The sequence below is a fragment of the Algiphilus sp. genome (genome assembly GCF_023145115.1).
Taxonomy (GTDB): domain Bacteria; phylum Pseudomonadota; class Gammaproteobacteria; order Nevskiales; family Nevskiaceae; genus Algiphilus.
The window spans coordinates 18801-41340 of record NZ_JAGLEJ010000012.1 but is presented as its reverse complement, the minus strand read 5'-3'; the positions used below and the strand labels follow the sequence as shown (position 1 = coordinate 41340).

At 66.8% G+C, this 22540-nt stretch carries 32 protein-coding genes and 3 tRNA genes; 18 read left to right on the top strand and 17 right to left on the bottom strand.

Translation table 11 applies throughout. The features are described from left to right. From KAH28_RS03995 to KAH28_RS03985, 3 genes are all read right to left on the bottom strand, one after another. A partial coding sequence (locus KAH28_RS03995; RefSeq protein WP_290574519.1) for a hypothetical protein occupies positions 1–452 on the bottom strand: 452 nt, incomplete at its 3' end. 744 nt (positions 453–1196) lie between these two features. Next, positions 1197–1271: transfer RNA gene (locus KAH28_RS03990), tRNA-Lys, on the bottom strand. Positions 1272–1284: 13 nt separating this feature from the next. Beyond that, positions 1285–1360: transfer RNA gene (locus KAH28_RS03985), tRNA-His, on the bottom strand. A 408-nt stretch (positions 1361–1768) separates the two neighbouring features. Here KAH28_RS03985 and KAH28_RS03980 point away from each other — a divergent pair. The 4 genes from KAH28_RS03980 to KAH28_RS03965 all read left to right on the top strand — a co-directional run bounded on the left by KAH28_RS03980 (position 1769) and on the right by KAH28_RS03965 (position 4622). Beyond that, positions 1769–1845 (top strand) — tRNA-Pro (locus KAH28_RS03980). 102 nt (positions 1846–1947) lie between these two features. Beyond that, positions 1948–3072 (top strand): phage integrase Arm DNA-binding domain-containing protein, encoded by a 1125-nt coding sequence (locus tag KAH28_RS03975; RefSeq protein WP_290574518.1) that lies wholly within the window; start codon positions 1948–1950, stop codon positions 3070–3072. Positions 3073–3078: 6 nt separating this feature from the next. Continuing rightward, complete coding sequence (locus KAH28_RS03970; RefSeq protein ID WP_290574517.1) at positions 3079–3714, top strand: hypothetical protein; 636 nt, start codon at positions 3079–3081, stop codon at positions 3712–3714. Between the two features lie 248 nt (positions 3715–3962). Continuing rightward, the gene (locus tag KAH28_RS03965) at positions 3963–4622 is read left to right on the top strand and encodes a hypothetical protein (protein WP_290574516.1); all 660 of its coding nucleotides are present in this window, start codon (positions 3963–3965) and stop codon (positions 4620–4622) included. A 27-nt stretch (positions 4623–4649) separates the two neighbouring features. Here KAH28_RS03965 and KAH28_RS03960 read toward each other — a convergent pair whose 3' ends face one another. The 12 genes from KAH28_RS03960 to KAH28_RS03905 all read right to left on the bottom strand — a co-directional run bounded on the left by KAH28_RS03960 (position 4650) and on the right by KAH28_RS03905 (position 12467). Further along, complete coding sequence (locus KAH28_RS03960; RefSeq protein WP_290574515.1) at positions 4650–4943, bottom strand: DUF6378 domain-containing protein; 294 nt, start codon at positions 4941–4943, stop codon at positions 4650–4652. Then, complete coding sequence (locus tag KAH28_RS03955; protein ID WP_290574514.1) at positions 4940–6451, bottom strand: DNA cytosine methyltransferase; 1512 nt, start codon at positions 6449–6451, stop codon at positions 4940–4942. Before KAH28_RS03955 ends, KAH28_RS03960 begins: the two co-directional genes overlap by 4 nt. Next, the gene (locus KAH28_RS03950; RefSeq protein WP_290574513.1) at positions 6448–6828 is read right to left on the bottom strand and encodes a hypothetical protein; all 381 of its coding nucleotides are present in this window, start codon (positions 6826–6828) and stop codon (positions 6448–6450) included. The genes KAH28_RS03955 and KAH28_RS03950 overlap by 4 nt, the downstream gene beginning before the upstream one ends. After that, a complete protein-coding gene (locus KAH28_RS03945; RefSeq protein ID WP_290574512.1) occupies positions 6825–8318 on the bottom strand; it encodes a ParB/RepB/Spo0J family partition protein in 1494 nt (497 codons plus the stop codon). Before KAH28_RS03945 ends, KAH28_RS03950 begins: the two co-directional genes overlap by 4 nt. Then, positions 8318–8719, bottom strand: a complete 402-nt coding sequence (locus KAH28_RS03940) for a hypothetical protein (protein ID WP_290574511.1) — start codon at positions 8717–8719, stop codon at positions 8318–8320. The genes KAH28_RS03945 and KAH28_RS03940 overlap by 1 nt, the downstream gene beginning before the upstream one ends. Next, the gene (locus KAH28_RS03935; protein ID WP_290574510.1) at positions 8716–9813 is read right to left on the bottom strand and encodes a phage Gp37/Gp68 family protein; all 1098 of its coding nucleotides are present in this window, start codon (positions 9811–9813) and stop codon (positions 8716–8718) included. The genes KAH28_RS03940 and KAH28_RS03935 overlap by 4 nt, the downstream gene beginning before the upstream one ends. A 163-nt stretch (positions 9814–9976) precedes the next feature. Then, complete coding sequence (locus KAH28_RS03930; RefSeq protein ID WP_290574509.1) at positions 9977–10219, bottom strand: hypothetical protein; 243 nt, start codon at positions 10217–10219, stop codon at positions 9977–9979. After that, positions 10206–10427, bottom strand: coding sequence for a hypothetical protein (locus KAH28_RS03925; protein ID WP_290574508.1), 222 nt, complete (start codon positions 10425–10427; stop codon positions 10206–10208). The genes KAH28_RS03930 and KAH28_RS03925 overlap by 14 nt, the downstream gene beginning before the upstream one ends. Beyond that, positions 10424–10696 carry a hypothetical protein gene (locus KAH28_RS03920; protein WP_290574507.1) on the bottom strand — a complete coding sequence of 91 codons (273 nt, stop codon included), beginning with the start codon at positions 10694–10696 and terminating at the stop codon, positions 10424–10426. Before KAH28_RS03920 ends, KAH28_RS03925 begins: the two co-directional genes overlap by 4 nt. Next, on the bottom strand, positions 10693–10998 hold the full coding sequence (locus KAH28_RS03915; RefSeq protein WP_290574506.1) for a hypothetical protein: 306 nt from the start codon (positions 10996–10998) through the stop codon (positions 10693–10695). The genes KAH28_RS03920 and KAH28_RS03915 overlap by 4 nt, the downstream gene beginning before the upstream one ends. A gap of 120 nt (positions 10999–11118) precedes the next feature. Beyond that, positions 11119–11850 carry a hypothetical protein gene (locus KAH28_RS03910; protein WP_290574505.1) on the bottom strand — a complete coding sequence of 244 codons (732 nt, stop codon included), beginning with the start codon at positions 11848–11850 and terminating at the stop codon, positions 11119–11121. Then, positions 11847–12467: a S24 family peptidase gene (locus KAH28_RS03905; RefSeq protein WP_290574504.1), complete on the bottom strand. Its 621-nt coding sequence runs from the start codon at positions 12465–12467 to the stop codon at positions 11847–11849. Before KAH28_RS03905 ends, KAH28_RS03910 begins: the two co-directional genes overlap by 4 nt. 80 nt (positions 12468–12547) lie before the next feature. Here KAH28_RS03905 and KAH28_RS17435 point away from each other — a divergent pair, with 80 nt between their 5' ends. Next, complete coding sequence (locus tag KAH28_RS17435; RefSeq protein WP_366918119.1) at positions 12548–12805, top strand: YdaS family helix-turn-helix protein; 258 nt, start codon at positions 12548–12550, stop codon at positions 12803–12805. A 104-nt stretch (positions 12806–12909) separates the two neighbouring features. Here the strand turns inward: KAH28_RS17435 and KAH28_RS03900 are convergent, their stop codons facing one another. Then, positions 12910–13233 carry a hypothetical protein gene (locus tag KAH28_RS03900; RefSeq protein ID WP_290574503.1) on the bottom strand — a complete coding sequence of 108 codons (324 nt, stop codon included), beginning with the start codon at positions 13231–13233 and terminating at the stop codon, positions 12910–12912. Between KAH28_RS03900 and KAH28_RS03895 the strand changes: the two genes are divergently transcribed. The 12 genes from KAH28_RS03895 (at position 13232) to KAH28_RS03840 (ending at position 22004) form a co-directional block, all read left to right on the top strand. Continuing rightward, positions 13232–13474, top strand: a complete 243-nt coding sequence (locus KAH28_RS03895; protein ID WP_290574502.1) for a hypothetical protein — start codon at positions 13232–13234, stop codon at positions 13472–13474. The two genes, KAH28_RS03900 and KAH28_RS03895, sit on opposite strands and share 2 nt — an antisense overlap. Next, positions 13467–14114 (top strand): hypothetical protein, encoded by a 648-nt coding sequence (locus KAH28_RS03890; RefSeq protein WP_290574501.1) that lies wholly within the window; start codon positions 13467–13469, stop codon positions 14112–14114. Before KAH28_RS03895 ends, KAH28_RS03890 begins: the two co-directional genes overlap by 8 nt. Continuing rightward, on the top strand, positions 14111–14335 hold the full coding sequence (locus KAH28_RS03885) for a TraR/DksA C4-type zinc finger protein (RefSeq protein ID WP_290574500.1): 225 nt from the start codon (positions 14111–14113) through the stop codon (positions 14333–14335). Before KAH28_RS03890 ends, KAH28_RS03885 begins: the two co-directional genes overlap by 4 nt. A gap of 77 nt (positions 14336–14412) precedes the next feature. After that, the gene (locus KAH28_RS03880) at positions 14413–16053 is read left to right on the top strand and encodes a virulence-associated E family protein (protein ID WP_290574499.1); all 1641 of its coding nucleotides are present in this window, start codon (positions 14413–14415) and stop codon (positions 16051–16053) included. A gap of 429 nt (positions 16054–16482) precedes the next feature. Further along, positions 16483–17292 carry a hypothetical protein gene (locus tag KAH28_RS03875; protein WP_290574498.1) on the top strand — a complete coding sequence of 270 codons (810 nt, stop codon included), beginning with the start codon at positions 16483–16485 and terminating at the stop codon, positions 17290–17292. Beyond that, positions 17285–19375 carry a terminase gpA endonuclease subunit gene (locus KAH28_RS03870; protein ID WP_290574497.1) on the top strand — a complete coding sequence of 697 codons (2091 nt, stop codon included), beginning with the start codon at positions 17285–17287 and terminating at the stop codon, positions 19373–19375. Before KAH28_RS03875 ends, KAH28_RS03870 begins: the two co-directional genes overlap by 8 nt. Then, positions 19372–19677, top strand: a complete 306-nt coding sequence (locus KAH28_RS03865; protein WP_290574496.1) for a Mor transcription activator family protein — start codon at positions 19372–19374, stop codon at positions 19675–19677. The genes KAH28_RS03870 and KAH28_RS03865 overlap by 4 nt, the downstream gene beginning before the upstream one ends. A gap of 104 nt (positions 19678–19781) precedes the next feature. Continuing rightward, complete coding sequence (locus tag KAH28_RS03860; protein WP_290574495.1) at positions 19782–20156, top strand: hypothetical protein; 375 nt, start codon at positions 19782–19784, stop codon at positions 20154–20156. A gap of 1 nt (position 20157) precedes the next feature. After that, positions 20158–20469 carry a putative holin gene (locus KAH28_RS03855; protein WP_290574494.1) on the top strand — a complete coding sequence of 104 codons (312 nt, stop codon included), beginning with the start codon at positions 20158–20160 and terminating at the stop codon, positions 20467–20469. A 1-nt stretch (position 20470) separates the two neighbouring features. Next, on the top strand, positions 20471–21268 hold the full coding sequence (locus tag KAH28_RS03850; RefSeq protein ID WP_290574493.1) for a transglycosylase SLT domain-containing protein: 798 nt from the start codon (positions 20471–20473) through the stop codon (positions 21266–21268). Further along, positions 21265–21660 (top strand): hypothetical protein, encoded by a 396-nt coding sequence (locus tag KAH28_RS03845; RefSeq protein WP_290574492.1) that lies wholly within the window; start codon positions 21265–21267, stop codon positions 21658–21660. The genes KAH28_RS03850 and KAH28_RS03845 overlap by 4 nt, the downstream gene beginning before the upstream one ends. Beyond that, complete coding sequence (locus KAH28_RS03840) at positions 21660–22004, top strand: hypothetical protein (RefSeq protein WP_290574491.1); 345 nt, start codon at positions 21660–21662, stop codon at positions 22002–22004. The genes KAH28_RS03845 and KAH28_RS03840 overlap by 1 nt, the downstream gene beginning before the upstream one ends. A gap of 47 nt (positions 22005–22051) precedes the next feature. Here the strand turns inward: KAH28_RS03840 and KAH28_RS03835 are convergent, their stop codons facing one another. Then, positions 22052–22195 (bottom strand): hypothetical protein, encoded by a 144-nt coding sequence (locus tag KAH28_RS03835; RefSeq protein WP_290574490.1) that lies wholly within the window; start codon positions 22193–22195, stop codon positions 22052–22054. 121 nt (positions 22196–22316) lie between these two features. Between KAH28_RS03835 and KAH28_RS03830 the strand changes: the two genes are divergently transcribed. Beyond that, positions 22317–22535, top strand: a complete 219-nt coding sequence (locus KAH28_RS03830) for a hypothetical protein (protein WP_290574489.1) — start codon at positions 22317–22319, stop codon at positions 22533–22535. Positions 22536–22540 lie beyond the last annotated feature (5 nt).

The window sequence follows — 22540 nt, the reverse complement described above, 5'->3', positions numbered from 1 at the left end:
TTGCACTTGGTCTTTGAGTCTAAGAAGGCGTCACTATGATCATGGTTTGGCGCTATCGTGCGGATAAGCTCTATAGAGGTCGATAAAACTCGATTGTCTTCTGGCCTGTTGAGCCGCTCTGCAATTGCTTGGCACAAGTATATTCCATCGATGGTTGATTGCTCAATTTGCTCCTGTGGTGTGGTTGCAGAGGGTCCGTCATGTTGGAGATGGATCAGGAGCGATTGGGTTAAATCAATCGGCCATATAACGGATGTTAAGCCTATTTTGGCCATAGTATGCCTTGGGTTTTCGCACCCCCAAGCGAGACCAACTAACCAGCCTTTCTCATTGATGCATTCTTTATGGTGATGAGCTGTTAGAGAAAAGAAATATACTAAGAATCCTGCGACCCATATAATGAATATCGCGAATAATGATAGGGCGGCTGCAGTTTTTAGGTGCTCTTTCATTGTACTATGGAGCGAATCGGTAATATGGTTGCGAGAGGTAGCGGCTCGATCTGCACCGTAGCAGAGGCGTGACCAATATATTGTGAAGACTTGTTGGGGATCAGCACCTACCGTTCGTCGGTCAGACGGGAGCGGTGGTGCAGCCAGAGGAAGCCTTCGGACAGGTTCTGCGGGAGTTGCGTATAGAACGCTGCCTAACGCAAGAATCGTTGGCCCTGGAGGCAGGGTTGTAGCGCAATTACGTGTCGTTGTTGGAGCGGGGTCGGAACTCGGCTAGCTTGAAGGCCATGTCCAAGATCGCTGGGAGCTTGAACATCTCTGTTTCTGAGATGATGCGATGGGTCGAAGCGCGGGTAGGCATTGAGCGGGCCGGTGTGTAGATGGGCTGCATCTCAGCAGTTATCGCGCGTGTTCGGCTTGCCGGCGGGGGCTGGCAGCAGAAATTTTGCGTAGGTAACTGGCACAGCGGAGAATACGACTACGCAAGCCCGTGAACCCCCTGTTACCCCCTCTCGGTGGGAGGTCGCTTTTGTGTTCGTGTGTTAGAGGCCGCTAGCTCAATGGTAGAGCGGCTAGGAGAACGCAGTGAGCGACGTGCATGCTCTCCGAGCGCGCCGTCAAGCTCTTAATCAGGATGCTAGCTGGATGCCTAGTGCCGCCGCTCGACCGACAGACGGAGGTGTCTGTTTGGGAGCAAGGCGGTACAATTTCAACGCTGTCAGTGCGTTACAGCGTCAAGCAATTTGGTGGGCCGCCAGGGACTCGAACCCCGAACCTACTGATTAAGAGTCAGCTGCTCTACCATTGAGCTAGCGGCCCGCGCTGATGCGGATGGGGTGGACGATGGGACTCGAACCCACGACAACCGGAATCACAATCCGGGACTCTACCAGCTGAGCTACGTCCACCACGGATCACACAAACCACCGGTGCGCCGGGCCGCGCATCATAGCAGAACCACGCTGCGGCTCAAGGTTTCCACGCCCCCGATTCGTGATCGGAGCGCCCCACTCAAGTGGTCGCGGCGGGTCCCTGCCCGCATGCGCGTCGATCCGGTCGGGCCGTCCCCTGGCGATGTACTCCCGGTCCGGGCGAAGCGGGCGGTTCTCGCGGCGATCGCCGCACCAACATGGAATAATGGCGCCCAGTCGGGGCGTAGCGCAGCCTGGGCGCTATGCGACCGAATGCCCGGTGGGCATTCGCAGCGCATTGCGCGCCCGGGCCAGGACGGCCCGGGCCGGGTCACTTGGTGAGGCAGGAGCCGAACGTAGTGACCGCGGCGATCGCCGCACCAACATGGAATAATGGCGCCCAGTCGGGGCGTAGCGCAGCCTGGTAGCGCATCTGCTTTGGGAGCAGAGGGTCGCAGGTTCGAATCCTGCCGCCCCGACCAAAATCAATAAGTTACGGCGCCCTCGTGGCGCCGTTCCACTATTTTTCCACTATCGTTCCATTATGCTACCGTCCGGCTCGGGGTGAGCCGCGGGAGACAGGCATGGGACGAGCGCGCGCGAGGGGGCGGCGGGGGTGGCCAGACGGACTCTATGAGCGCCGACGCGGTGATCGCGTCTACTACTATTTCCGGGTGCCGGGTGGGTCGAAAGAGGTGCCGCTCGGGCGGGATCTGCAGGCGGCGAAACAGGCGGTCGCGCTCTATCTGAGCCGGTCTGCTGGTGACCCGGTGTCGGCTGCGCTGTCGCGGATAGAGCAGCCGGCGTCGACGGTCGCCAAGCACTTCGGGTGGTTCCGGCGCGAGGCGCTGCCGGAGCGGCGGACGAAGCGCGGCGGGCCGCTGGCTGACAAGACGCTCTATGAGTACGGGCTGATGCTGGATCACGCCATCGAGCGCTTGGGCCCCGATCGCAGCATTGCGGATGTCGATCGGCGGGCGGTGGCGGAGCTGCTCGAGGCGTACCCGCCGCGGATGAGCAACCGATACCGGGGCCTGCTCGGGCAAGTGTTCCGCCACGCGGTGGCGCGCGGGCTGCGGTCGGATAACCCGGTCGATGCCACAATAGAGAGGGTCGAGTCGATCACGCGGCAGCGGCTGACGCGCGATGCGTTCGACGCCATCCGCGATGCGGCCGCGCCCTGGCTGCAGCGGGCGATGGACCTGTCTCTGTGGTCGTTGCAGCGGCGCGAGGATGTCGTGCTTTTGACCGCATCGGCATGGGCTGGTGGCCAGTTGTCGGTTCGGCAGAGAAAAGTCGAGGGCTACGGCACGGGCTTGCTGCGAATCACGCCAGGGCGGAACCTCAAGGCGGCGATCATCGCGTGTCTGAACAGCCCGGAGCGGGGCGACTGCCCGTATCTGCTCCACTGGACCCCGCGCAAGCGAAGGCCCGCGGCTTGGCGGACGCATGAGCGCCAGTTAGCGCCGGAGGCGTTGACGCGAGAGTTCGGCCGGCTGCGCGACGCGCTCGGGGTGTGCGATCACCTGGTGCCGGCGGCGCGTCCGACGTGGCACGAGATCCGCGCGCTCGGTGGTGATCTTTACCGAGAAGAACTGGGATGGTCAGATGAGCAGGTGCAGGCGCTCATGGGGCATGCCTCGGTGGAGATGACGCGCGCCTATCTCGACCGGCATGGGGAGCGCTGGCAGGAAGTTTATGCGGGGTGAAGTAAGTTGACGGAATCAGAGATCGCTATCTGGCAGGCGTCGGCGACCACGGCAGCTGTTGTTGTCGCGCTCGCGATCCCAATATGCATGGAGGTTCGGCGTCGGAGCATAGAATCCAAAGAAAAAAGGGAGATGCTTGAAATATCAGCCCGCTTTCTTTATGAGCACGTCTGGTCGCATTGGATCGTATTGAATATCATCGAAATTGAATGCGACTTTGGCGGGGAAAGAGAAAAGTTATTCAACATACTTCAGGATTCAAAGAGCCCCACATCTATAGTGAGTAGTTCTAGCATACGGGACTACCGGTCTCAGGCAGTCAACCGACTATACGGAGAGCTTGGGAGGTGCTTCTCGCTGTCTTCGTCACGCCTGCAGTTTGCTCTATGGCAACTGGACCAGCTACTCAACAAGTTCAGTCCGGTAGAATGGGAAAGGGCCATAGCTTCCAAAGATCACAGCATGGCAATGAGCTTCGCATTAATCCAGAAAGCTGCAGCTGAGGGTAGTTCTGCGGCAGGTAGGTTTCTGGATATGGCACGCGAAATGGACCCCGAGCTGGATAGAAAAGGCGTGACAACAGAAGAGGCGAAAAGATTAATTGAGCGCCAAGAGAGACGCGAGGATTTGATGACGCGTTAGCTATCTGGCTTGCGCGCTTAATAGTTTGTCAGCCAGTGCGTTTCCGGTGCTTTCTATGAATGCGTCGTCATCTATATAGACCCGCCGCCCAATTTCTCGGCCTCGCACCTGGCCGTTGCGCACCCAAGACCGCACGGTGCGCTCGTCCGGCGCATCGCTCGGATCGAAGTGCCGCTCAATCCAGGTGCGGGCTAGGACCAAGCGCATTTGATGCACCATGGCTGCGGTGAACGGTTTGGAGGGGGAGAATGTTTGTCGAGTTTGTGTGTGGTGACGGGTACGAGGTGAACTGGGCGGCATGGACGGCGATAGGAACGATTTCCGCTGCGGTAGCTGCAGCGTTGTCCTCGCGCAGCGCTGGGCGGATTCATAATGAATCCATGGCAGAAGCCCGTAATCTGCAGCAGGAAGAGCGAGAGGCTCGCATAGCCGACCGCGAGGCAGAGGAGCGTGCTGATAGAGACGTCTTGTCGTCGCTCATGCTCAGTTACGTTGAAGGCATTCATATTCGGCTTTCCGCGCTGAAGCAGTCGCTGCCGAGAGCCCCGCAAGCTACGCACGTAACCCGGGATACCATCCCCGACCTCTATATTCCGTGGCTTGATGAGCTCGAGCCGCACATCATGCGATTCAAGGTGATTCCCAAGTCCACTCGCGACGACTTGATCGGGCTTATCACCTACGGCAGGGCCTACAACAGATCGTATGTGCGCGCTTGGGGTGAGAGCGCCCTTTCTGGACAAGTAATTATTGATATCCAGTTCGCCACGAACACCGGCTTGAGTATGGTGAACGATCTCTACGACATGGCCTGTAGAGTGCGTAGTGATCTTCACGAGTACGTGTACGGCGAAATTTTCATCGACGCTGAAGCGGGCTCGCCGTCCGGCGAATTGGGGAGCAATTGATTCGACGCGTCGCATTTAGTGATGGAGCTATCGAAGGGTGCTGCTGGCAGCTGACGCTGCGTCTGCGGATTCGCCAGCAAGACTGAAGTAAGCGGCACCGTCGACGTAGTCATCAGGGTTGTGGCCACCGCCCTGTGCGCGCGCGAGCTTTAGGCAGACCATGAACTCCCAGCCGTCACGCTCGCTGAGGGCAGTGCCCTTCGCGGCGTTGAATATGGCCACGGCGCGGGCCATGGAGCGCTCCTGGTCGGCGTCGCGGGTGGCGGCGCGGTCGGCCATGGCGTCGATGCCGGCCTGCAGTATCTCGGGGGCGGTGGTCATGCTGCTGCCTCCATGGGTAGCTGGGTGATGGCGAAGTTGGCGCGGACGATGGCGGCGGCGAGCCCGGGCGGGACGCTGTTGCCGCACATGCGGACCTGGCTGTGTTTCGGCAGGCGGCTGCCGTCGGGGCGCCGGTCGATGACGTAGGTGTCCGGGAAGCCCTGTGCGCGGTACAGCTCGCGCGGCTGCAGCATCCGCATGCCGATGTCAGTGAGGATGTAGCTGGTGCCGTCGATGACCACGGTGACCAGTTGCAGACGGTCGGTGCTGGTGACCGTTGGCGCGGGGTCGCGCAGGTCGCGGCCGGTGAGGCCGGAGCCGCTGCCGTAGTAGGGGGCGAGTAGGGCCGCCACGTGCCGGGCGTTGCTCTCGCGCCCGCCACCGCTATCGGCGAGGGTGGCGTGCACCAGCCGCTGCGTGCTGCCCTTGCCGACGATGGTGCTGACCGGCGCTGTCATCGGGTGGCCGACCACGCCGGTGTTGGCCTGCTCCATGAAAGCGGCCACCAGTTGCGCGCCGTTGTCGGTGTTGACGATGGTGGGCAGCGGCTCCAAGACGCTGCGCGTGCGGGGCTGCTGGCCGGCGCGCTCGCCGTAGCGAGGCACGAAGTAGGGGGCGCACAGGTACTTGTGGTTCCCGGTCAGCAGCGTCGAGACTGGTGCACGAATATCCTGGGGAGCGTTGTTGCTCAGGTTGCTGACAATGAACGGCTGCGGGCAGTCCAGCACAAAGCGCTGCACGCCCTTGGCGATGCGGCGCAGCGTGTTGTCTGCCAGCGGCTTCTTGCGGCCGAATATGCTCGGCACCGGAATCGACCAGTCGATGCACTCGGCGGCGGTCCGGTATGGCTGCAGCAGGCCGCTGCGCACGTCGGGGCTGTCGGGCGCTCCATGCGTGGGGTCCGGCCAAATGATGGGCGCGCCGTCTCGCCTGGCGATGACGAACAGGCGCTCGCGGATGGTGGGGTCGCCGTAGTCGCACGCGCGGAGCCGGCGCCATTCGACGGCGTAGCCGAGGCGCTGCAGCTGGCGCACCCACTGCTGGAAGGTGGCGCCCCTGCGGACGGGGCACGGCTTGCGCTCGGGCGTGAGCGGGCCCCAATCCTCGAACTCCTGGACGTTCTCCAGCGCGATGACGCGCGGTCGGCAGCGCCGCGCCCACTTGACCACCACCCACGCCAGGCCGCGTCGCTTCGAGCTCACCGGCTTGCCGCCCTTGGCCTTGCTGTGGTGCGTGCAGTCCGGCGACGCCCACAGTAGGCCGACCGGCTGATTGCGGGTGACCCGGGCGCAGTGCACGGCGAACACGCTCTCGCAGTGATGCTCCGTCCGCGGGTGGTTGACCTGGTGCATGGCCACCGCTTCAGGGTCGTGGTTGACCGCCACATCGACAGGCCGGCCGAGCCCACGCTCGATGCCGAGCGAAGCGCCACCGCCGCCTGCGAACAGGTCGACGGTGATCTCGTGGGGGAGTAGGGCGAGCTGGTGCATGGGCTCGGTGTGACTCATGCCGCTGCCCGCTCCTCGGTCGTCGGCGGTACGGCGGGCACGCGCATCAACGCGCCGGCCTGGTTGCGCCATCGGCGGCGGCTGCTGACGCAGAGGCGCAGGAGGTCGATGCGTCGGTATTCAAGAGCGTGTTCGTCCAGGTCCTCACCGACCGCACCGAACACGTAGCCGCCGCACTCGCGTTCCAGCCATTCGCGCACGACGGCGCAGTGGGCGCAGGTCGCGTGCTGAACGAAGTCGCCGTCGAGCACGAACGCCTCGCGCGTGTAGCGCTCACCTGGATGGATGCGGCGCCCGCATTCGTTGCAGCGGTGGGGCTGCGCGGCGACCGGTTCGCGCCGCGACAGCATGGTCACGCCCTCGGCGTCGTCGATCATGCACATCGGTGGGCCTCCTGAGCGGGCTCGCAGTCGAGGAACACGCGCCCGGTTTTCAGCCGGTGCATGCGGTAGCCGGCGGCGCGGAGCGCGTCGGTGAACGCGGATTCGGAGTAGATGGGCTCGACACCGCGGTTGATGCAGTAGGCGATGTAGTGCGCGCGGAGCAGGCAGGCGCGGGTGCTGGCGCCGTCCCGCGCGCGCATGCCGTGGGCCATGAAGCGGGTCAGGGCCTCGGCGCCGTCGGCGGGGCGGTCCGCCGGCTGGCCGGTGAGGCCGCCGGCTTCCACCCACTGCGTCAGGCGCTCGGCCTGCTGGTGGTTGAGGTTGGTGAGGGTGATGTCGAGGCTTGCGTCCTCGGCGGCCGGGATGGGGCGTTGGCTTGCGACGCCGGGGATATCTACCCGGACGCAAACGGGATCGACGTCCGGGGCATAGTTGTCGAGCAGCTCGGTGTCGTCGTCGGTGTTGACTTCGGGATAGAGCGCGGCGACGTTCAGGCCCATGCCGGCGAGCATTCGGCGCGTCAGGGCCGCGATGATCGGCGTCATGTCGTGCGCCAGCTGATTGCGGGCGGCGTGCCGGCTTTCCGTGGCCGCGTCCATTTCCGGGCCGGGTGCCAGGTGCTGTTCGGCGCTAGGCGCCGGCGCAGGCTCGGGCGCGGGTTCCGGCGGAAGGTCAAGGCCGGTCTGCCCGCCGGCGTTGCCAGGCGGTGCAGGTTGCGGTGCAGGCTCCGGCGCCGACTCGGGCTCGGCTCCGCCCCCACCGTTGCGAATGGCCTCGGCACGCTCGTGCCGGGCGATATCCTCGGCGGTGTGGCTCAGCCGGTCGCGCACGTAGGCGCGGCGCAGCTCGCCGTCGCTGGCGGCGCGCAGGACGCTGCTGATCCGGTCGCGCAGCCAGGCGATGCCCAGGGACTCCCCGCGCTCGCATTCGCGGAGCAGCTTGTGCACGTCGTGCGCAAGGTCGGCGCTGGTGAGCGCGCCCTCATCGACGAGGTGCTGGACGCGCGGGTCCAGGTCGCCGATCCGGGCATGCTTGCTGACCCACGCTTCGCTCTTGCCGAGCTGGGCGGCGGTCTTGGTGGTGCCGATCTGCGCGACCAGCACGTGCACGCCCTGCGCGGTCTCGGGCAGCGTCAGGCCCTCGCGCTGCAGGTTTTCGAGCACCTGCAGCACCATCACCTGCTCGGCATCGAGGTCGGTGCGGATGATGACCGGCACGTCCTCCAGCTGGGCGATGTGCGACGCCCGCCAGCGGCGTTCGCCGGCGACGATGAGGTAGTCCGCGGGCTCGACCAGCCGCGGCGCATCCGAATCGTCCGCTGGCCGCACGACGATGGGCTGGATGATGCCGTGCGCGCGGATGCTGTCGGCCAGCTCGTGCAGGGCGGCGTCGTCGAAGTGCTTGCGCGGCTGGGCCGGGTCGCGGTCGATGCTGGCGAGGGGCAGGCGCGTGGTCGTGGCGGTGGGGTGTGCGGTGTCGGGCATCAGGCGGCCTCCCGCTGCTGGTGGTGGGGCTCGCCGCGGTGTTCGGCGAGGAAGGCCTCGAACAGCGCGTGCTCGCGTTCGTCGTGCTCGGGGCAGCCGACGGACCACTGGCTGAAGCCCTCGCGGCCCATCACGCCGTGCTCGCAGAGCAGGGAGCCGCGGCGGTGGGGGAATCCGTAGTGGTCGCAGTGGCAGAGGTAGCGCTTCGCCTCGCGGCCGCTGGCGCGGTAGGTGTCGACGCGCATGTCGTCGGCCTTGCACGCGGGGCAGCGGGCGTAGCGGCGCCGGTAGTAGTGGTCCGGGTGCATGCGCAGGGTCTTGCGCGTGCCGCACCGGCGGCAGCGGCAGGGGTAGTAGTAGATGCGCGGTTTCGCCGGCGAAATATGGGCGGCGGGGTTCATGCCGGCATCCCGTCGTGCGTGCGGCCGTCGAGTTGGCGGCCGGCGCGCTTTTTGCCCACGCGCCAGACATCCGGTTCCAGCTCGTCATAGGAGCCGTCACCTCCGATGTCCTCTTCCCCGTAGTTCCACTTGTCGGCGAACCAGGTTGCGTTCTCGCGTATGCCAGACATGTATGCCGCGAGCGCTTCGGTCGGCGCCCACTCGCCCCACTGTTTGAAGAAGAGGGGCACGCCGGCCGCCTCGCACTGGTCGCGCAGCGAGCGCGCCCAGTCGGGGTGCATGGGGCGTGCGTTGGGGCCGGATTCACCGCCGGCGATGACCCAGTCAACGCAGGCGCCGTCCCATGGGTCATCGACTGGGTCAACGTCGCAGGTCAGCGCGCTGTAGTGGTGCTCTCCGGTTGCATCGCGCTCGGGCTCTATCAAGTCGTGAAGGTCGACCGGACCCAGCAACGGCTCGCAGCTCAGGAAGCGGACGGCGGCGGGCGTGGCCAGCAGCTCCGGGATGCGCTCCTCGGCGGCCGCGTGGTTCTCGACGCTGGTGCCGAGCCAGACATTGGGCAGCGGCCAGTTCTCCGACTCGACTTCCACCTTTCGATAGGTGTGCGTGAAGCTGGCATAGGTGACGATGTGCCCGGTGCCGGGATGGTAGCCCCTCGGGTTCTCGCCGTTGTGCGTTATCCACCCGGCTTCGGACTTCGCGCAGCGACTGATGAATGCGCGCATGCGTTCGGGGCGCTTCGTCAGCACCTGGAAGGTGTGCTTGCCGATGCAGCGCACCATGGTCCGGAACACCGCTGCGATGAACTCGTCCGGTACGTCCGGGTGGAACAGGTCGGACATGGAGCAAACGAACACGCGGCGGGGCTTGCGCCAGCGCAGGGGTTCGTCGAGCGCCTCCGGTACCAGGCGGATGGAGCCGCTCCAGCCGCCAGTGCGCTTGTCGATCAGCCCCTCGTAGGGTTGCTCTCCGCCGGAGAAGCGGTGGGCGACGCGCTCGGCGTAGCAGTTGCGACAGCCGTCCGACACACGCGTGCAGCCGCGCACCGGGTTCCAGGTGGCGTCGGTCCACTCGATGCTGCTGCGCGCGCTCATGCCGCAACCCGCCGCTGCTGCGGCCGCCGCGTCTTGTGGCAGCAGCGGTGGCACCGGCTCCGCTTCTGGCCGGTCGGCACGGGCCGGTTGCAGCCGGGGGTGATGCACGGGGTGGCGTCGGGGTGGCGGCCGTGCAGGTACAGAATGAGCTCGACGATGGGCATCACTGGTCCGCCCCCGCGGCTTCCTCGAGCTCGGCGATGCGGCGCTGCAGGGCGGCGTTGCGCCGCATTTCGTCCGCGTGCTGGGCGCGGATTACGGCCAGCGTCTCGTCGTGGACGCTGACCATGGTGCGGGCGTTGCGCATGCGCTCGGCGAGGTCGTACTGGTAGCACGAGTCGTAGTGCTGCGCGGCCTCGGTCATGACGTCGAGCACATGGCCCAATGTGGTGTCAGTGCTGGGCATGGGTGACGTCCTCCTGGTGGGCCTCGGCGCGGCGCTGCGCGCGGGCGGCGGCCTCGTGGTGCTCGGCGCATTGTTCGAGAGCTGCGAGGCAGTCCCGGGCGACGAGCGGGTGGGTCTGGCCGGTGCGGACTTCGTAGTCCAACTGCCGGCGCGTGCTGCGCAGGGTCTGGCGGATGGCGCGGGCGTAGTGGGCGTGGGTGAAGCTCATGCCAGCGCCCTCTGCCCGGTGCGCTTTGCGGCGCCGGCGCGGCACCGGTCAGCGAGCGTGCGGTACACCTGCGCCATCTCGCGGTAATGGCGCGCATTTTCGTGCGCGCGGGATTCGTACCCGTACCCCGCGCGCTCACGAATTTCCGCCTCCACTTCAGCGGCGCGGGCGTCCAGGGAGTAGCTCTCGGCGCGCTTCTCGTGGGCCTGGGCGCAGAGCAGGTCGCGCTGCGTGAGCAGCTCGTCAATGGTGGGGGTGGGGGCGCTCATGCCGCACGCTCCGCCGGCCGGTGGGCCGCGGCAGCGCGGATGCGCTCGGCGAGGCGCCAGGCGGCGCGGGCGGTGCGGGCCGCGACGCGGGCGGCGGGGATGTCACCGGCGCGCAGGGCCTTGGCGATGATCGGTTGCTGGTAGCGGGCGACTTCGTCCAGGCGCTGGCAGGCGGCCCGCGGGCAGCGGACGTGCGGCGGCTGGCTGCGGAGGATGGCCGGCGCGCCGTAGTGGCGCTCGATCAGTTCCTGGCGGCGGGGGTGGGTGAGGTAGGCAAGACGGTTGTCGGTGGTGCGCTGCACGGGCTGCCTCCGGATGACGGAGGCAGAAGCTAAACACAGCGTGTAAGCTTAAGTCAACACCGCGTGTAACTCGTTCCAGTACCCAGCTTGCGGATGGCCCGCGGGCGTAGGTTGTCCGCCTCAGAAGTTCGAGAGCACCTCGTACCGGACGCTGGTGTTGTCGGCGGAGAGGACGCGCACTCGTACTGACTGAAAGGCGATCTCCGCTCCGCTGTCTTCCAGCTCGTAGGTCAGCTGTTGCGAGTAGGCGGGGCGGATCAGGTCGCCCCCGGAGTATTCGCGGTACACCACGTGCATCGTGCCCGTTCCGCGGCCTTGGTAGATTAGTTCTTTGCGGAAGGCTGACGGATCGTCAATTACGTGGAAATCCGTCGTATAGGGGGCTTTCACGTCAAACTCACCGAGTTCGCTAAACTGGGGAGAAAACCACTCCAGCTTCTCGAATGTCCGATCATCGTTAGGGTCCGAGAAGCAAGCGATGTTGCCTTGAACGCTACCGCAATAGGCAAAGCCACCAGCGTTCATTCTTACTTCGCGCAGGTTCGCATATCTCGATTCGGGCTTTCCGCCCTGTGCGTTGCCAAAATACTGGGACCCGACCTGTCGCGCAGCGCCCGGGAAGGAGTCGCTAGAGATTGGCTGGAGATCGACGGTGGCGCCAATCTGAGAATGGTGGTTGTAAGCCGTGATCATTGCCTCGCCGACAGTCGCAGTGTGTGTGGCGCGCAAGGGCGGGCCCCGGAAGCTGCGATCTTCGCTGTGTGGGGCGTAGGGCACGGTTGCCACACAGCCGGTGGTGGCGGCTGCGGATGCGACGTAGAAGATAACTGTAATGAGCTTCGTGCGCGTCATGACTCCTCCCATTTTCCGATTACGGTGCCGACAACTTCAAACGCTTCGGTGATTATAGGGAACTGAGGGTTTAGTGGCCGGAGCCACTTCTTTCCAGCCTCCTCCATGAATAACTTGAAAACGAGATCGCCAGTGTCAAGCATACGGGCGATAACGGGCTGTCCGGAAAGCGGGCTAAGTTTTTCCGGGTCAACGAAAATAACGCAATCCTCTGGATAGCTTTTCCCATACGGCGCTGTCATCGAGTCGTTGCGGACACGAAGCGCGTAGGAGTTTTGCGAATGGGCCTTGGGGCAAGATATCCATTCCTCGGCCGAGTTCGCGTCAGCGTATTCGGAACTCTCGTGACGCTGACCAGCTTGCACAAAGGTAAGAATCGGGACCTTAGACCCATAGGATGCGGCTTCTTCCCTCACCAACTGGTCTGCAGTAGCAAAAAGGTATGGCTTAGTGCGCCAGAGTGTCTCGATGTGGTCTTTGGATATGCCACCGCGCGAGAACCAGTTGTTCAGCTGTTGCGAGGTAGCGCCGATCTCGTGCGCGATCTCGGTGAACGTCAAACCGCGGCGCTTGCGCTCGGCCTCGAGCTTGTCGAGTAGGTCTTTCCGTAGGCCCATACCTCGCAAGCTACACGCCGCGTTGAAAGTTGGCTCAACAGCATGTTGACGTCGGAATACACGTGGTGTGTAATGAGCCGATGGCTGACCCGACCGAGCACCTGGAGAAGGCAATTCGCCTACTCAGCGGACCGAAGCGATGCGCTTCGGTCGCTGCCCGTGCGATCGGCGTGTCGCCGCAACGGCTGCACAACTGGCGGAGCCGCGGCGTGCCGGTCGATCAGTGCGTAGAGATTGAGCGCGTCACGGGAGGCGAGGTGCGGTGCGAGGAGCTTCGGCCTGACTACCCGTGGGATCACTTCCGGTCCCTGTCGGACGAGGGGCGAAAGTGCGCGTAAGGGCAGTGGGATACAACCAGGTCTCCTCCGACTCGAACGGACGCAACCCCCTTGCTCCGAGTCGGCATTGGCCGCTGGCACTGCATGCTGCCGGCGGCCGTTTTCTATCCCGCGTCGGACTCCAGCCGGATGCGCATCAGAACAGCGAGCTTTTCGAGATAGCTCTGCATGTGCTGCGCGCTGGAGGTGGGGACGCAGCCGTCGTTGTAGAGGTAGATGCGCTCGCCCCCGGTGCGTCCATCGCAGTCGAGCTTGGCGGCAGTAGCCCGCGAGAGCTTGAGCGTGGTTCGCACCGGATGCGCGCTGTAGTCGACCCATTCGTCGGTACAGAAGCCAACGGGCTTGTACCGGCGGTTCACCACCACGTAGGTCCCGTCTGGCTCGCGCAAGAGGCAGTAGGGGAAATGCGTCTGTCGGAGTTCGGCCATGACTGATTTCGCAGCAACAACGGGTCAGCCCGTCATCCTGAGCGCGCCGGCTGGTTGCGGCAAGTCCCGCAACGCGGAGGTATTGCGGCGGATGTTCGGGTGCTCGTGCGTTGTCGACGAGTGGGACGGGCAGTCGCCGGTGCCAGCCAACGCGCTGGTGCTGACGAACCTGCCCGTGCTGGGTGGCGCCGGGGCGGTGCCGGTGCTGTCTGACAATGGCGAGGAAGTGCCTCATGAGTGAAGCGTCGCCGGGCTACAGCGTGCCCGCAACGTCTACGCGCGGACAGCCGCCCAACCGGCAGGCCGTGCTGGTGCGGCATCTGCGCGATGCGTGCGACGAGACGGGGCTGGACGAGGCGACGTTCGCGCTTGGTCTGGCGCGCCGGTATCTGCGCGAGGTGCCGGAGGATCTGCGGACGGTGGATGTGCCGGATCTCGACGACGACACGGTGCGGCCGCAGGACTATCTGCGTGCGCGGGGCCGCTGGTATAAGCGCGTGGCGCGTTGGGCGGACGGCGCGACGATGCCCGCGGACATGGAGGAGCACTGGGTGGCGGAGCTACCGGCGCCATACGGCGAGCGGTGTGCGCGCGACCTGGTGCGGCGCTACGGGTTCATGGGCGTGCTGGCACCGGAAGCGGATGCGAGCACGGCGGAGGATCTCGCCAGCGTCGGGCGCGTGGGCTCGGACCACGGGCGGGTGCTGCAGGAGGTGTCGCGGATGCTGGACGACGGGAAGTTCGGCCCGGAGGACGCCGCGATAGCGCCGAACGCGATTGCCGCGCTGCATGACCTGGCCGCCGATGCCATCGGCCTGGCTGCGCGCATCCGGGATCGGGTGGGGGATCACCCGAACACCGTGAAGCTGCGTCAGGCATGACGGACGTCATCGACCGCGCCAACGAGCTGGCGGAGCGCGAGCGGGCCTCGGCACTGGAAGCCGCGCGCGCCCGGACGGATGCCGCGCCGAGCGGGGCGATGTGGTGCGAGGAGTGCGAGGCGCTCATCCCCGAGCGCCGGCGCCAGGCGGTGCCGTCCGCGCGGATGTGCGTGGACTGCGAGACGGCGGCCGAGATGCGCGGGAGGCACTTCGCGCGATGAGGGGCGCATACGAGTTCATCGCCGGCGAGGATCCCGGCAGCGAGTACGGGGCGGACCTCGGTCCGCTCGGCCGTCAGGTGTGGAAGCTGCTGCGCGACCGGACGGACATGACGTTCGCGGAGCTGGCGTTGGACGGCACGTGGATGCCGTACGCGTTCGAGGGCAGTGCCGGCAAGTCGCGCCGCACGGGCTGGCAGATTGCACGGACGATGAAGCTGCAGAGCGGTACGGCCGCGCTGCTGCTGTACGGCACGAAGCTCACCGATCAGGGCGCCAAGCGCGTGGTGGTTGGCGCGGAACCGGGTGCAGGCGAGCTGGACCTGGTGGATGCGATCTTCGGCGCCATGGCCGTGGATGCGCAGCAGGCGATCCGGGAGCTAAGGGAATGGCGCGAGAAGAACAAGGGCGGCAAGAGTAGCCGGGCACCGCCGCCGGTTGCGTCGGACGGGTGGGAGGCGACCCTCGCAACGAACAAGGAGGGCGGCTACCGCGTCAATCTGCACAACGTGATCACGATCCTGACGCGGCACCGGGAGTGGCGCGGCGTGCTGGCGTTCGACACGTTCGGCAACCAGATCGTAAAGCGCCGGGAGACGCCGTACGGCGGCGAGCCCGGTCCGGTGGAGGACACGGACGTGGTGCGCATCGCCGCCTGGCTGGCGCACCCTGACACCTACGGGATGACCGTGGGATCGGGGATGGTGCGCGAGGCGCTGCTGCCGGTGGCGCACGAGAACCCGGTGCATCCAGTGCGGGAGTATCTGGACGGGCTGCAGTGGGATGGCCAGCCGCGCATCGCGACGTTCTTCCGGGACTACTGCGGCGTGGATGCGACGAGCTCGGAGCTGGTGGACTACCTGGCGGCCGTTGCCCGGTGCTTCTTCGTCAGCGCCATCGCGCGCGTGCGCGAGCCGGGGTGCAAGGCGGACCTGATGCTGATCCTCGAGGGCCCGCAGGGTGCCAAGAAGAGCACGGTGGTGCGCGAGCTGGCGTCGGCTGAGTGGTTCGCCGAGGCGATGGAGAGTCCGGCGAACAAGGACTTCTATCAGAGCCTGCAGTCTCGGTGGATCGTCGAGGTGGCCGAGATGGAGTCGTTCACCAAGGCCGAGGTCGGGAAGATCAAGCAGGCGATCAGCACGCAGGCCGACCACTACCGACCGAGCTACGGGCACATCGCACAGTCGTTCCCGCGCCAGTGCGTGTTCATGGGCACCACGAATGAGGACGCGTACCTGCGCGACCCAACGGGCGCCAGGCGGTTCATGCCGGTGCATGTGACCGAGATCGACATCGACGCCATCCGCGGCGTGCGCGATCAGCTGTGGGCGGAGGCGCAGCACCGATACGGCAAGGGCGAGGACTACTGGACGCTGCCGGCGTCAGCCCGGGAGGAGCAGGCTGCGCGCTATCAGCAGGATGTCTGGTACGAGCCGATCGTGCGGTATGTCGAGGGTCACGGCCCGCCGCACTGGTACCCGATCAAGCGTGAGCCGCTGGACGAGACCACCACGGCTGAACTGTTGAGCAGGGTGCTGGATATCGATGCCGGCAAGCAGGATCGGCAGTCGCAGATGCGCGCCGCTGCGGTGCTGAAGCAGCTCGGGTGGGTGCGGTGCAAGGTGCGCCGGAACGGCGTGACGGTGTGGGCCTATCGGCGCCCGCATGGCACCTCGTCGTACGGGATGTTCGATGACCCGCTGGAGGACACTGATGCCTGAGTGTTCCCACCTGTTCCCACCTTGTTCCTACCTCTGTTCCTACCTCAAAGGCCGGCGTGGTGGGCGTGTTCCCACGTTCCCACCTCTCCGCGCACCCACACGGGCACAGGTGCGTGCGCACACGCGCGCGCACCTGTCTCTACAGGTAGGAACAGTGGGAACGGTGGGAACAGGAACGGAAGAAGCCCGCAACCACGGGCGTTCCAGCCGTTCCTACCTCTGTTCCCTCCGCTCCGAGGAGGGGAACACCCTCGACATTCACGGGTCCTCCCTGGGATCCGGGCGTGCGGGTACTGAGAGGCGCGTTTTTTGCCTAGTTCCTGGTGGGCGGGGATGGGTTCACGGGGCAGGCATCACGGGGCATCGTGATCGGGTCGGCGGGTGGCGTGAAGCGTCGGCGCCTGGTGCGATTGCCGTGGGTGGCCGGTCGTGAGCGGCGTCGGCCTGCTCACCGCCCGCCAGCTGATGGTCGAGCTCGGCCGGCTCGGTGTCGGCTCGTGGAAGCCGGACGCCGCGCGGCAGTGGATCCGCGAAGAGCCGGCGTGCCCGAGTGAGGCGCCGATGGCGCAGGGGCAGCCGCGGCTCTACCGCATCGCGGATGTGCTGGCCTGGCTGCGCGTGCGGGCGGTGCGGGAGCGGGCGAAGGGCTGGAGCTCCGGCGGCGGGCCCGACCTGGTGGCGCGCATCGACGCTGCCACCGCGCATCTGGCGGATCCGAGCCAGCCGCTACCGGCTTCCGGCGCGGACGAGCCGCGGGACCAGGCTTGCGCCGGAGCCTCTGGCCAGGCGGTGGGGGCGGGCGCTGCGCCGGCTGCCGCGTCGGATGTCGCGCCGGTGCCGGCCGCACTGCCCGCGAGCGCTGCCGGGGCCGAGCCTGTTTCGCCGGCGAAAGAGCATGTGGCGTGGTCGCAGCTGAGCGACGCCGAGGCGCTGCTGCAGGTGCTGGAGGGGCGCGACCCGCGCAACTGGCTGGCTGCGGAGAACGCGTTGAAGGCACGACAGCAGCGCCTGGAGGAGGCGCGGCGCCTGGTGCCGGTTGAGGATGTCGGTACCGCGCTCAACGCCACCATCACGATGGTGCGTGGCGCGCTGCTGTCGCTGGTCAGCCAGCTGGACGTGGAGCTCGAGGGCTGCGCCACGCGCGCCGAGCGCCGGCAGGTGGTGCGCGACCGCGTGCACGCCATCCTCGAGCGCATGGCCAAGGCCGGCATCGACGCGGAGGAGCCGGCCGATGCTTGACGCCGATACCGCCGACGCAGCGCTGATCAACTGGGAGTCCGCTGTGCGCGAGGATCTGGCGCGCCTCTCCGGCCCGGCGCGCGAGGAAGTGCTGCGGATCTGGCACGGCCTGGTGCCGAAGGAGCAGCTGACCTACCGCGCGTGGGCGGAGCGGTATCGCTACCTCACCGGCGGCGAGAGCCCCGGCTGGTTCAGTTGGGACGGGCAGCCGGCGCTGATCGGCATCATCGAAGCGCTGGACGATCCGGACGTGCGCGAGGTCTCCGTGCAGAAGAGCTCGCAGTTCGGGTATACGCAGTCGATCGCGCTGAACCTGATGCTCTACCACATGCACCAGGACCCGCGCGCCATCCTGGCGATGTTCGGCAAGGATTCCAGCGCCAAGCGCTTCACCCGCGAGAAGCTCAACCCGGCCATCCGCGCGATCCCCGAGCTGATCAAGCTGGTGCCGGTGGACAAGCGCAGCAGCGAGAGCACGCTGGACTACAAGGAGTTCCCCGGCGGCTACGTCCAGCTGACTGGCGTCAACAGCCCCGGCAACACGAAGTCCTCGGACGTGCCCATTGTCATCGTCGAGGAGCCGGACGATGTCGGAAAGGACGTCAAGGGGCAGGGCAATGCCATCGCGGCCGGCAAGGCCCGCGCCAAGACGTTCAGCAATCGCAAGGTGCTGATCGGCGGCACGCCGACCTACGAAGGGTTCAGCACGATCACGCTGGAGATGGGCAAGACGGACAAGCGGCGCATGTACGTCGATTGCCCGCACTGCGGCCACGAGCAGACCCTGCGGTGGGAGCAGGTCACCTGGGACCAGGACGCGCTGGTCAGCCACAGCGTCTACGGCACGCATCGAGCCGACACCGCGCGCTACGTGTGCGAGGCCTGCGAGCGGCCGTGGTCCGACCGCGAGAAGAACGATGCGATCAGGCGCGCCGCTCAGCAGCCGGATTTCGGGTGGCGGGCCACGGCGCAGGGCGGCACCTCGCCCGGCTTCTTCCTCAGCGAGCTGTACAGCGTGTTCGCCGAGGCGCGCCTGTCCGAGCTCGTCAAGCGTTACCTGGAGGCCGTGCACGCCCTCAAGGTGCGCGGCGACGACAGCCTCATGCGCGAGTTCGTCAACGGCACGCTCGGCGAGGAGTACCGCCTGGTCAGCGGTCTGCCGGACGCCGAGGCGTTGGAGGAGCGCGGCGAGGCCTACGCGCTGCAGACCGTGCCGGCCGGTGGCCTGGTGCTTATCGTCACCGTGGACGTGCAGCGCGGCGGCGAGAAGTCCGGCGAGCCGCGCCTGGAGTACTTGATCCGCGCCTGGGGGCGCGAAGAGGAAGGCTGGCTGGCCGACTACGGTGTGTGCCTCGGCAACCCGCTGGAGGACGCCACCTGGCGCAAGCTGGACGAGGTGCTGGCCACGCCCATCCGCAACCACGGCGGCGGCGTGCTGTACCCGTCGCTGGTGGAAGTCGACTCCGGCGACGGCGCCACCGACGATGCCGTGCTGAAGTACTGCCGCCGCAAGCGGCGCGAGGGGGGTATCCGCGTCATCGCCACCAAGGGTGACGGCAACCCGCGGAAGGAGATCTACAGCCCGCCCGGCCGCAGCGTGGATTCCAACGCCGCCGGTAAGGCCGCGAAGTACGGCCTGCGCCGCTACGCGATCGGCACCGAGAAGGCGAAGGACCTGCTGGCAGAGCGCCTCAAGCTCACCGGCGACGGCCCCGGCCGCATGCACTGGCCGGCGCAGGTCGGCTACGAGTACTGCCGCATGCTCAACAGCGAGGCCAAGGTGGCGCCGCACGGCGGCCGGCCGCGCTGGACCTGCAAGGTGGGCGAGCGCAACGAGGCCTGGGACCTCGAGGCGATGCAGCTGCACGCCGTGCGCTGCCTGCGGCTGCACACCTGGACCGAGGCGCACTGGGCCGCCGCCGAACGCGCCCTGCGCCAGACCGACCTGCTCGACACCGACCAGGCGGAGCCCACGCAGGCCGCGGCGGACGCCGCCGAGGGCCGCAGGCGCAAGCCGCGCGAGACGCCCCCACCGGCGCCGCGCGACGACAACGGATTCGGAAGCGAGGAGTGGCGACTGTGAGCATCGACCAGGACACCGAAGTCAACGTCAAGAGCCGCATGACGCGCGTCATCCGCGAGCATACCGGGCTGGCTGAACGCATTGCCGTGGAGATGGCCGGCGAGGCGTGGAATGCGCTCGTGACGCAGCTGGGTGGCGAGCGCGTGTACTTCTGCCCGTCGAAGGCGGAACGCGATGCGGCGGTGATCCGCGACTTCAACGGACGGAATCATGCCGAGGTGTGCCGCGAGCACGACATCAGCCGGCGGACGCTCTACCGGATTCTCAACGGGCGCGCCGGTGGCGCCGACCAGAGCCATTAGCGTGACGCATGAAAGTGCCACTTTTGCCTGTATCTGGCACGCGCCGCCACCTAGCCTGAAGCTCCAGACCCACAGATCCGGAAAGGGCAAGGAGCACCGCGTGCATGCCGGACGAGACCGCCACCCCCTGCGAGACGCCGCCCATGGATCAGCGTGAGTACGGCGAGCTGATCGCGACGGTGAAGCACCTGGCGGAAGAGCTGGGCGGCATGCGGAGCATGTTCGAGCGGGAGACGGCGAAGCTGCACGCCCGTATCGACGAGTTCCCCAAGTACATGACGCCGCGCGAGATGCACGAAAGGCTGCGGCATGACGTGGACGAGATCGCGGAAGACGGCCGCGAGACGCGCCGCATCGTCGACGCGCTACGCAACGAACAAGCGCGCAGCGGCGAGGGGCAGCGTTGGCAGCGGGACCTGTTGTGGCTGGTGCTGGCCGTCGTGGTTGGCGCCGGCGGCTACCTGACTGGCGGAGGTTGACATGCGTAACAAGGCGTTTCGATTGTGGCCCCTCGTGCTGATCTCGATCGGCCTTCTCGCCACCGTCGCGGTGGTCGCACCCGGCAATCTGCCGGTCGTTATCTACAAGCTGGCGTTGGTGAGCGTCGCCGGCTGTGCTGGCTATTGGCTCGACCGCTGGCTCTTTCCATCGGCCCGTGTGCATACGTTCCTGCGAGCAGGCCACGATGACCCGGAGACAGCGGAGCGCAAAGTGCGGCTCGCGCAAGCGGCCATGCTCAGGCGCGCCATTGTCGTGGCGGCGGCTATGGTGGGCGTGACGATGGGGTTGTGAGGTGACCACGCCGCGCCGCCAGCACCTGGATATCGTCTGGCGCCCGCCGCCCATGCCGTCCGACCCCTATGAACGCGCCGGCGGTCCGCAGACGCCGCGGGGCGCATCCGCGCGGCGTTTCGCTGTGTATCTCGGCGGTGGCGTGCTGAGCGTCGCGTGGATCGTGTTCTGCGGCCTGCTCTGGTACTGGGCCCTGGCGTGGGTGGCGCAAAGCGCGTGCGCCGCCGAACCACCCCGCGCCGCCCTCGAATACCGCGCCGACCTCACCCGCGAGGCGCGCGCCGCGTGGGGCATGCAAGCGCCGGTGGCGGTGATGGCGGCGCAGATCCATCAGGAGTCCGCTTGGCGGCCGGATGCGCAGTCGCCCTACGCCGACGGGCTAGCGCAGTTCGTACCGGCCACCGCTGAGTGGGTCGCCGAGCGCTGGCCGGCTCTCGGCGGGGCCGCGCCGTTCAATCCGCAGTGGTCCATCCGCGCGATGGCGCGCTATGACCGCTGGCTGTTCGACAGATACGGCGCCCCCGCAGCGACCGCGTGCGACCAGTGGGCGTTCACGCTGTCGGCATACAACGGCGGCCAGGGCTGGCTCATGCGTGACCGTGCCCACTGTCGAGAGCAGCCGGTGTGTCCGGGTTGCGACTCGACACGATGGTGGGGGCATGTTGCGGACCACCCCGACCCACGGCGCGCGTCGTGGGCAGTGACCGAGAACCGTGACTATCCGCGCCGCATCCTGCTCCAACGGCAGCCCCTCTACCGTGACTGGGGGGTGATGGTGCTGTGCGAGGGAGCCCCGTGATGGGTTGGCTCGCGGCACGGCTGGCCGGCGCCGCCGGCCCCTACATCGTCGGCGGCGTGCTGGCGGTCATCGTGGGCCTCGGCGGCTGGCTCGGGTGGATCGCGTGGGACAACCACACCCTGCGCACCGAGGCCGCGGAGGCGCGGGCGGATGCCGCCGAAGCCCGCGCGGAGCTCGCCACCTGCCGCACCAGCGTCGCGGACCTCGAGGCAGCCGTGGCGCGGCAGAACGAACGCATCCTCAGCCTGCGCGCCCTGGCCGATGCCGCGGCAGCGCAGGCCGAGACCCGCGCCGTGCGCACCCTCAACCGCGAGCGCGCGCGTACCCGGGAGCTGCCGGCCGGCCACGGCCCGCAGGCCATGAACGACTGGATGCGCCAGGCGGTGCCGTGATGCGCACCGCGCTCGCACTGCTGCTGATCCTCGTCACCGCCCTGTCGCTGGCCGCGTGCAGTGGCACGCCCGAGATCCGCGAGCGCGTACGCACGGTGGAGGTGAAGGTGCCCGTGCCCACATACCGCGCGCCGCCGCCGGAACTGGCCACGCCACCGGCGCTGGCCGCGCCCCGATTCGTGCCCCCGTCCGACGCGCAGGCCAGCAGCGCCCTCACGCCGCAAGGCGAAGCGGTGCTGCGCGCGCTGATCGGTGAATTGCTGGCGCGGGAACGCGCCTGGCGCGAGTGGGCGCGCGGGCCGCCTGACGAGTCCGACAACGGGGGCAGTGGCGAAGGCGGCTGAGAGGTCGCCTTCGTCTTGCCCGGATTCTGTACCGGCAGCGCTCGCCGCTACTTCTTCCGCTTTCCGCCGTTGCCGCGGGGGCTCGGGGTTTCGCCAACGGTGGTCCCCGGGTGCCGGTCCGCGTACTTCTTGGTGACGTAGCGACCGGTGCCGGCGTCGCGGTACTTCTTGTCCTGGGTCTTGTTCGCCATGGTTGCGCTCCAGTTGTAAGGAGATCCAAGGCTAAGACGAACAACGTGGGGCTGCCGGGCCGCAGCGAAAGTGCCATTTTTGCCTGTAATTGGCACAGGGGTGCGGGGCAGGCTGCGTGCCATGAGCGTGTCCACCCAAGAGCTACTCGAGGCAACCGAAGACGCCCTGCTCAAGCTGCTGCAAAAGGGCTGGAAGTCGGTGCGCGTGAACGGGCAGGAGTACACGCAGCGCGAGATTGGCGAGTTGCGTGCCCTGCGCCGTGATCTGCGGCGCGAGCTCGGCGCCAAGACGCGGCAGGGTGGCGGTTTCATGGCAGCTGATTTCCGGGGCGGTTCGTGAGTCGC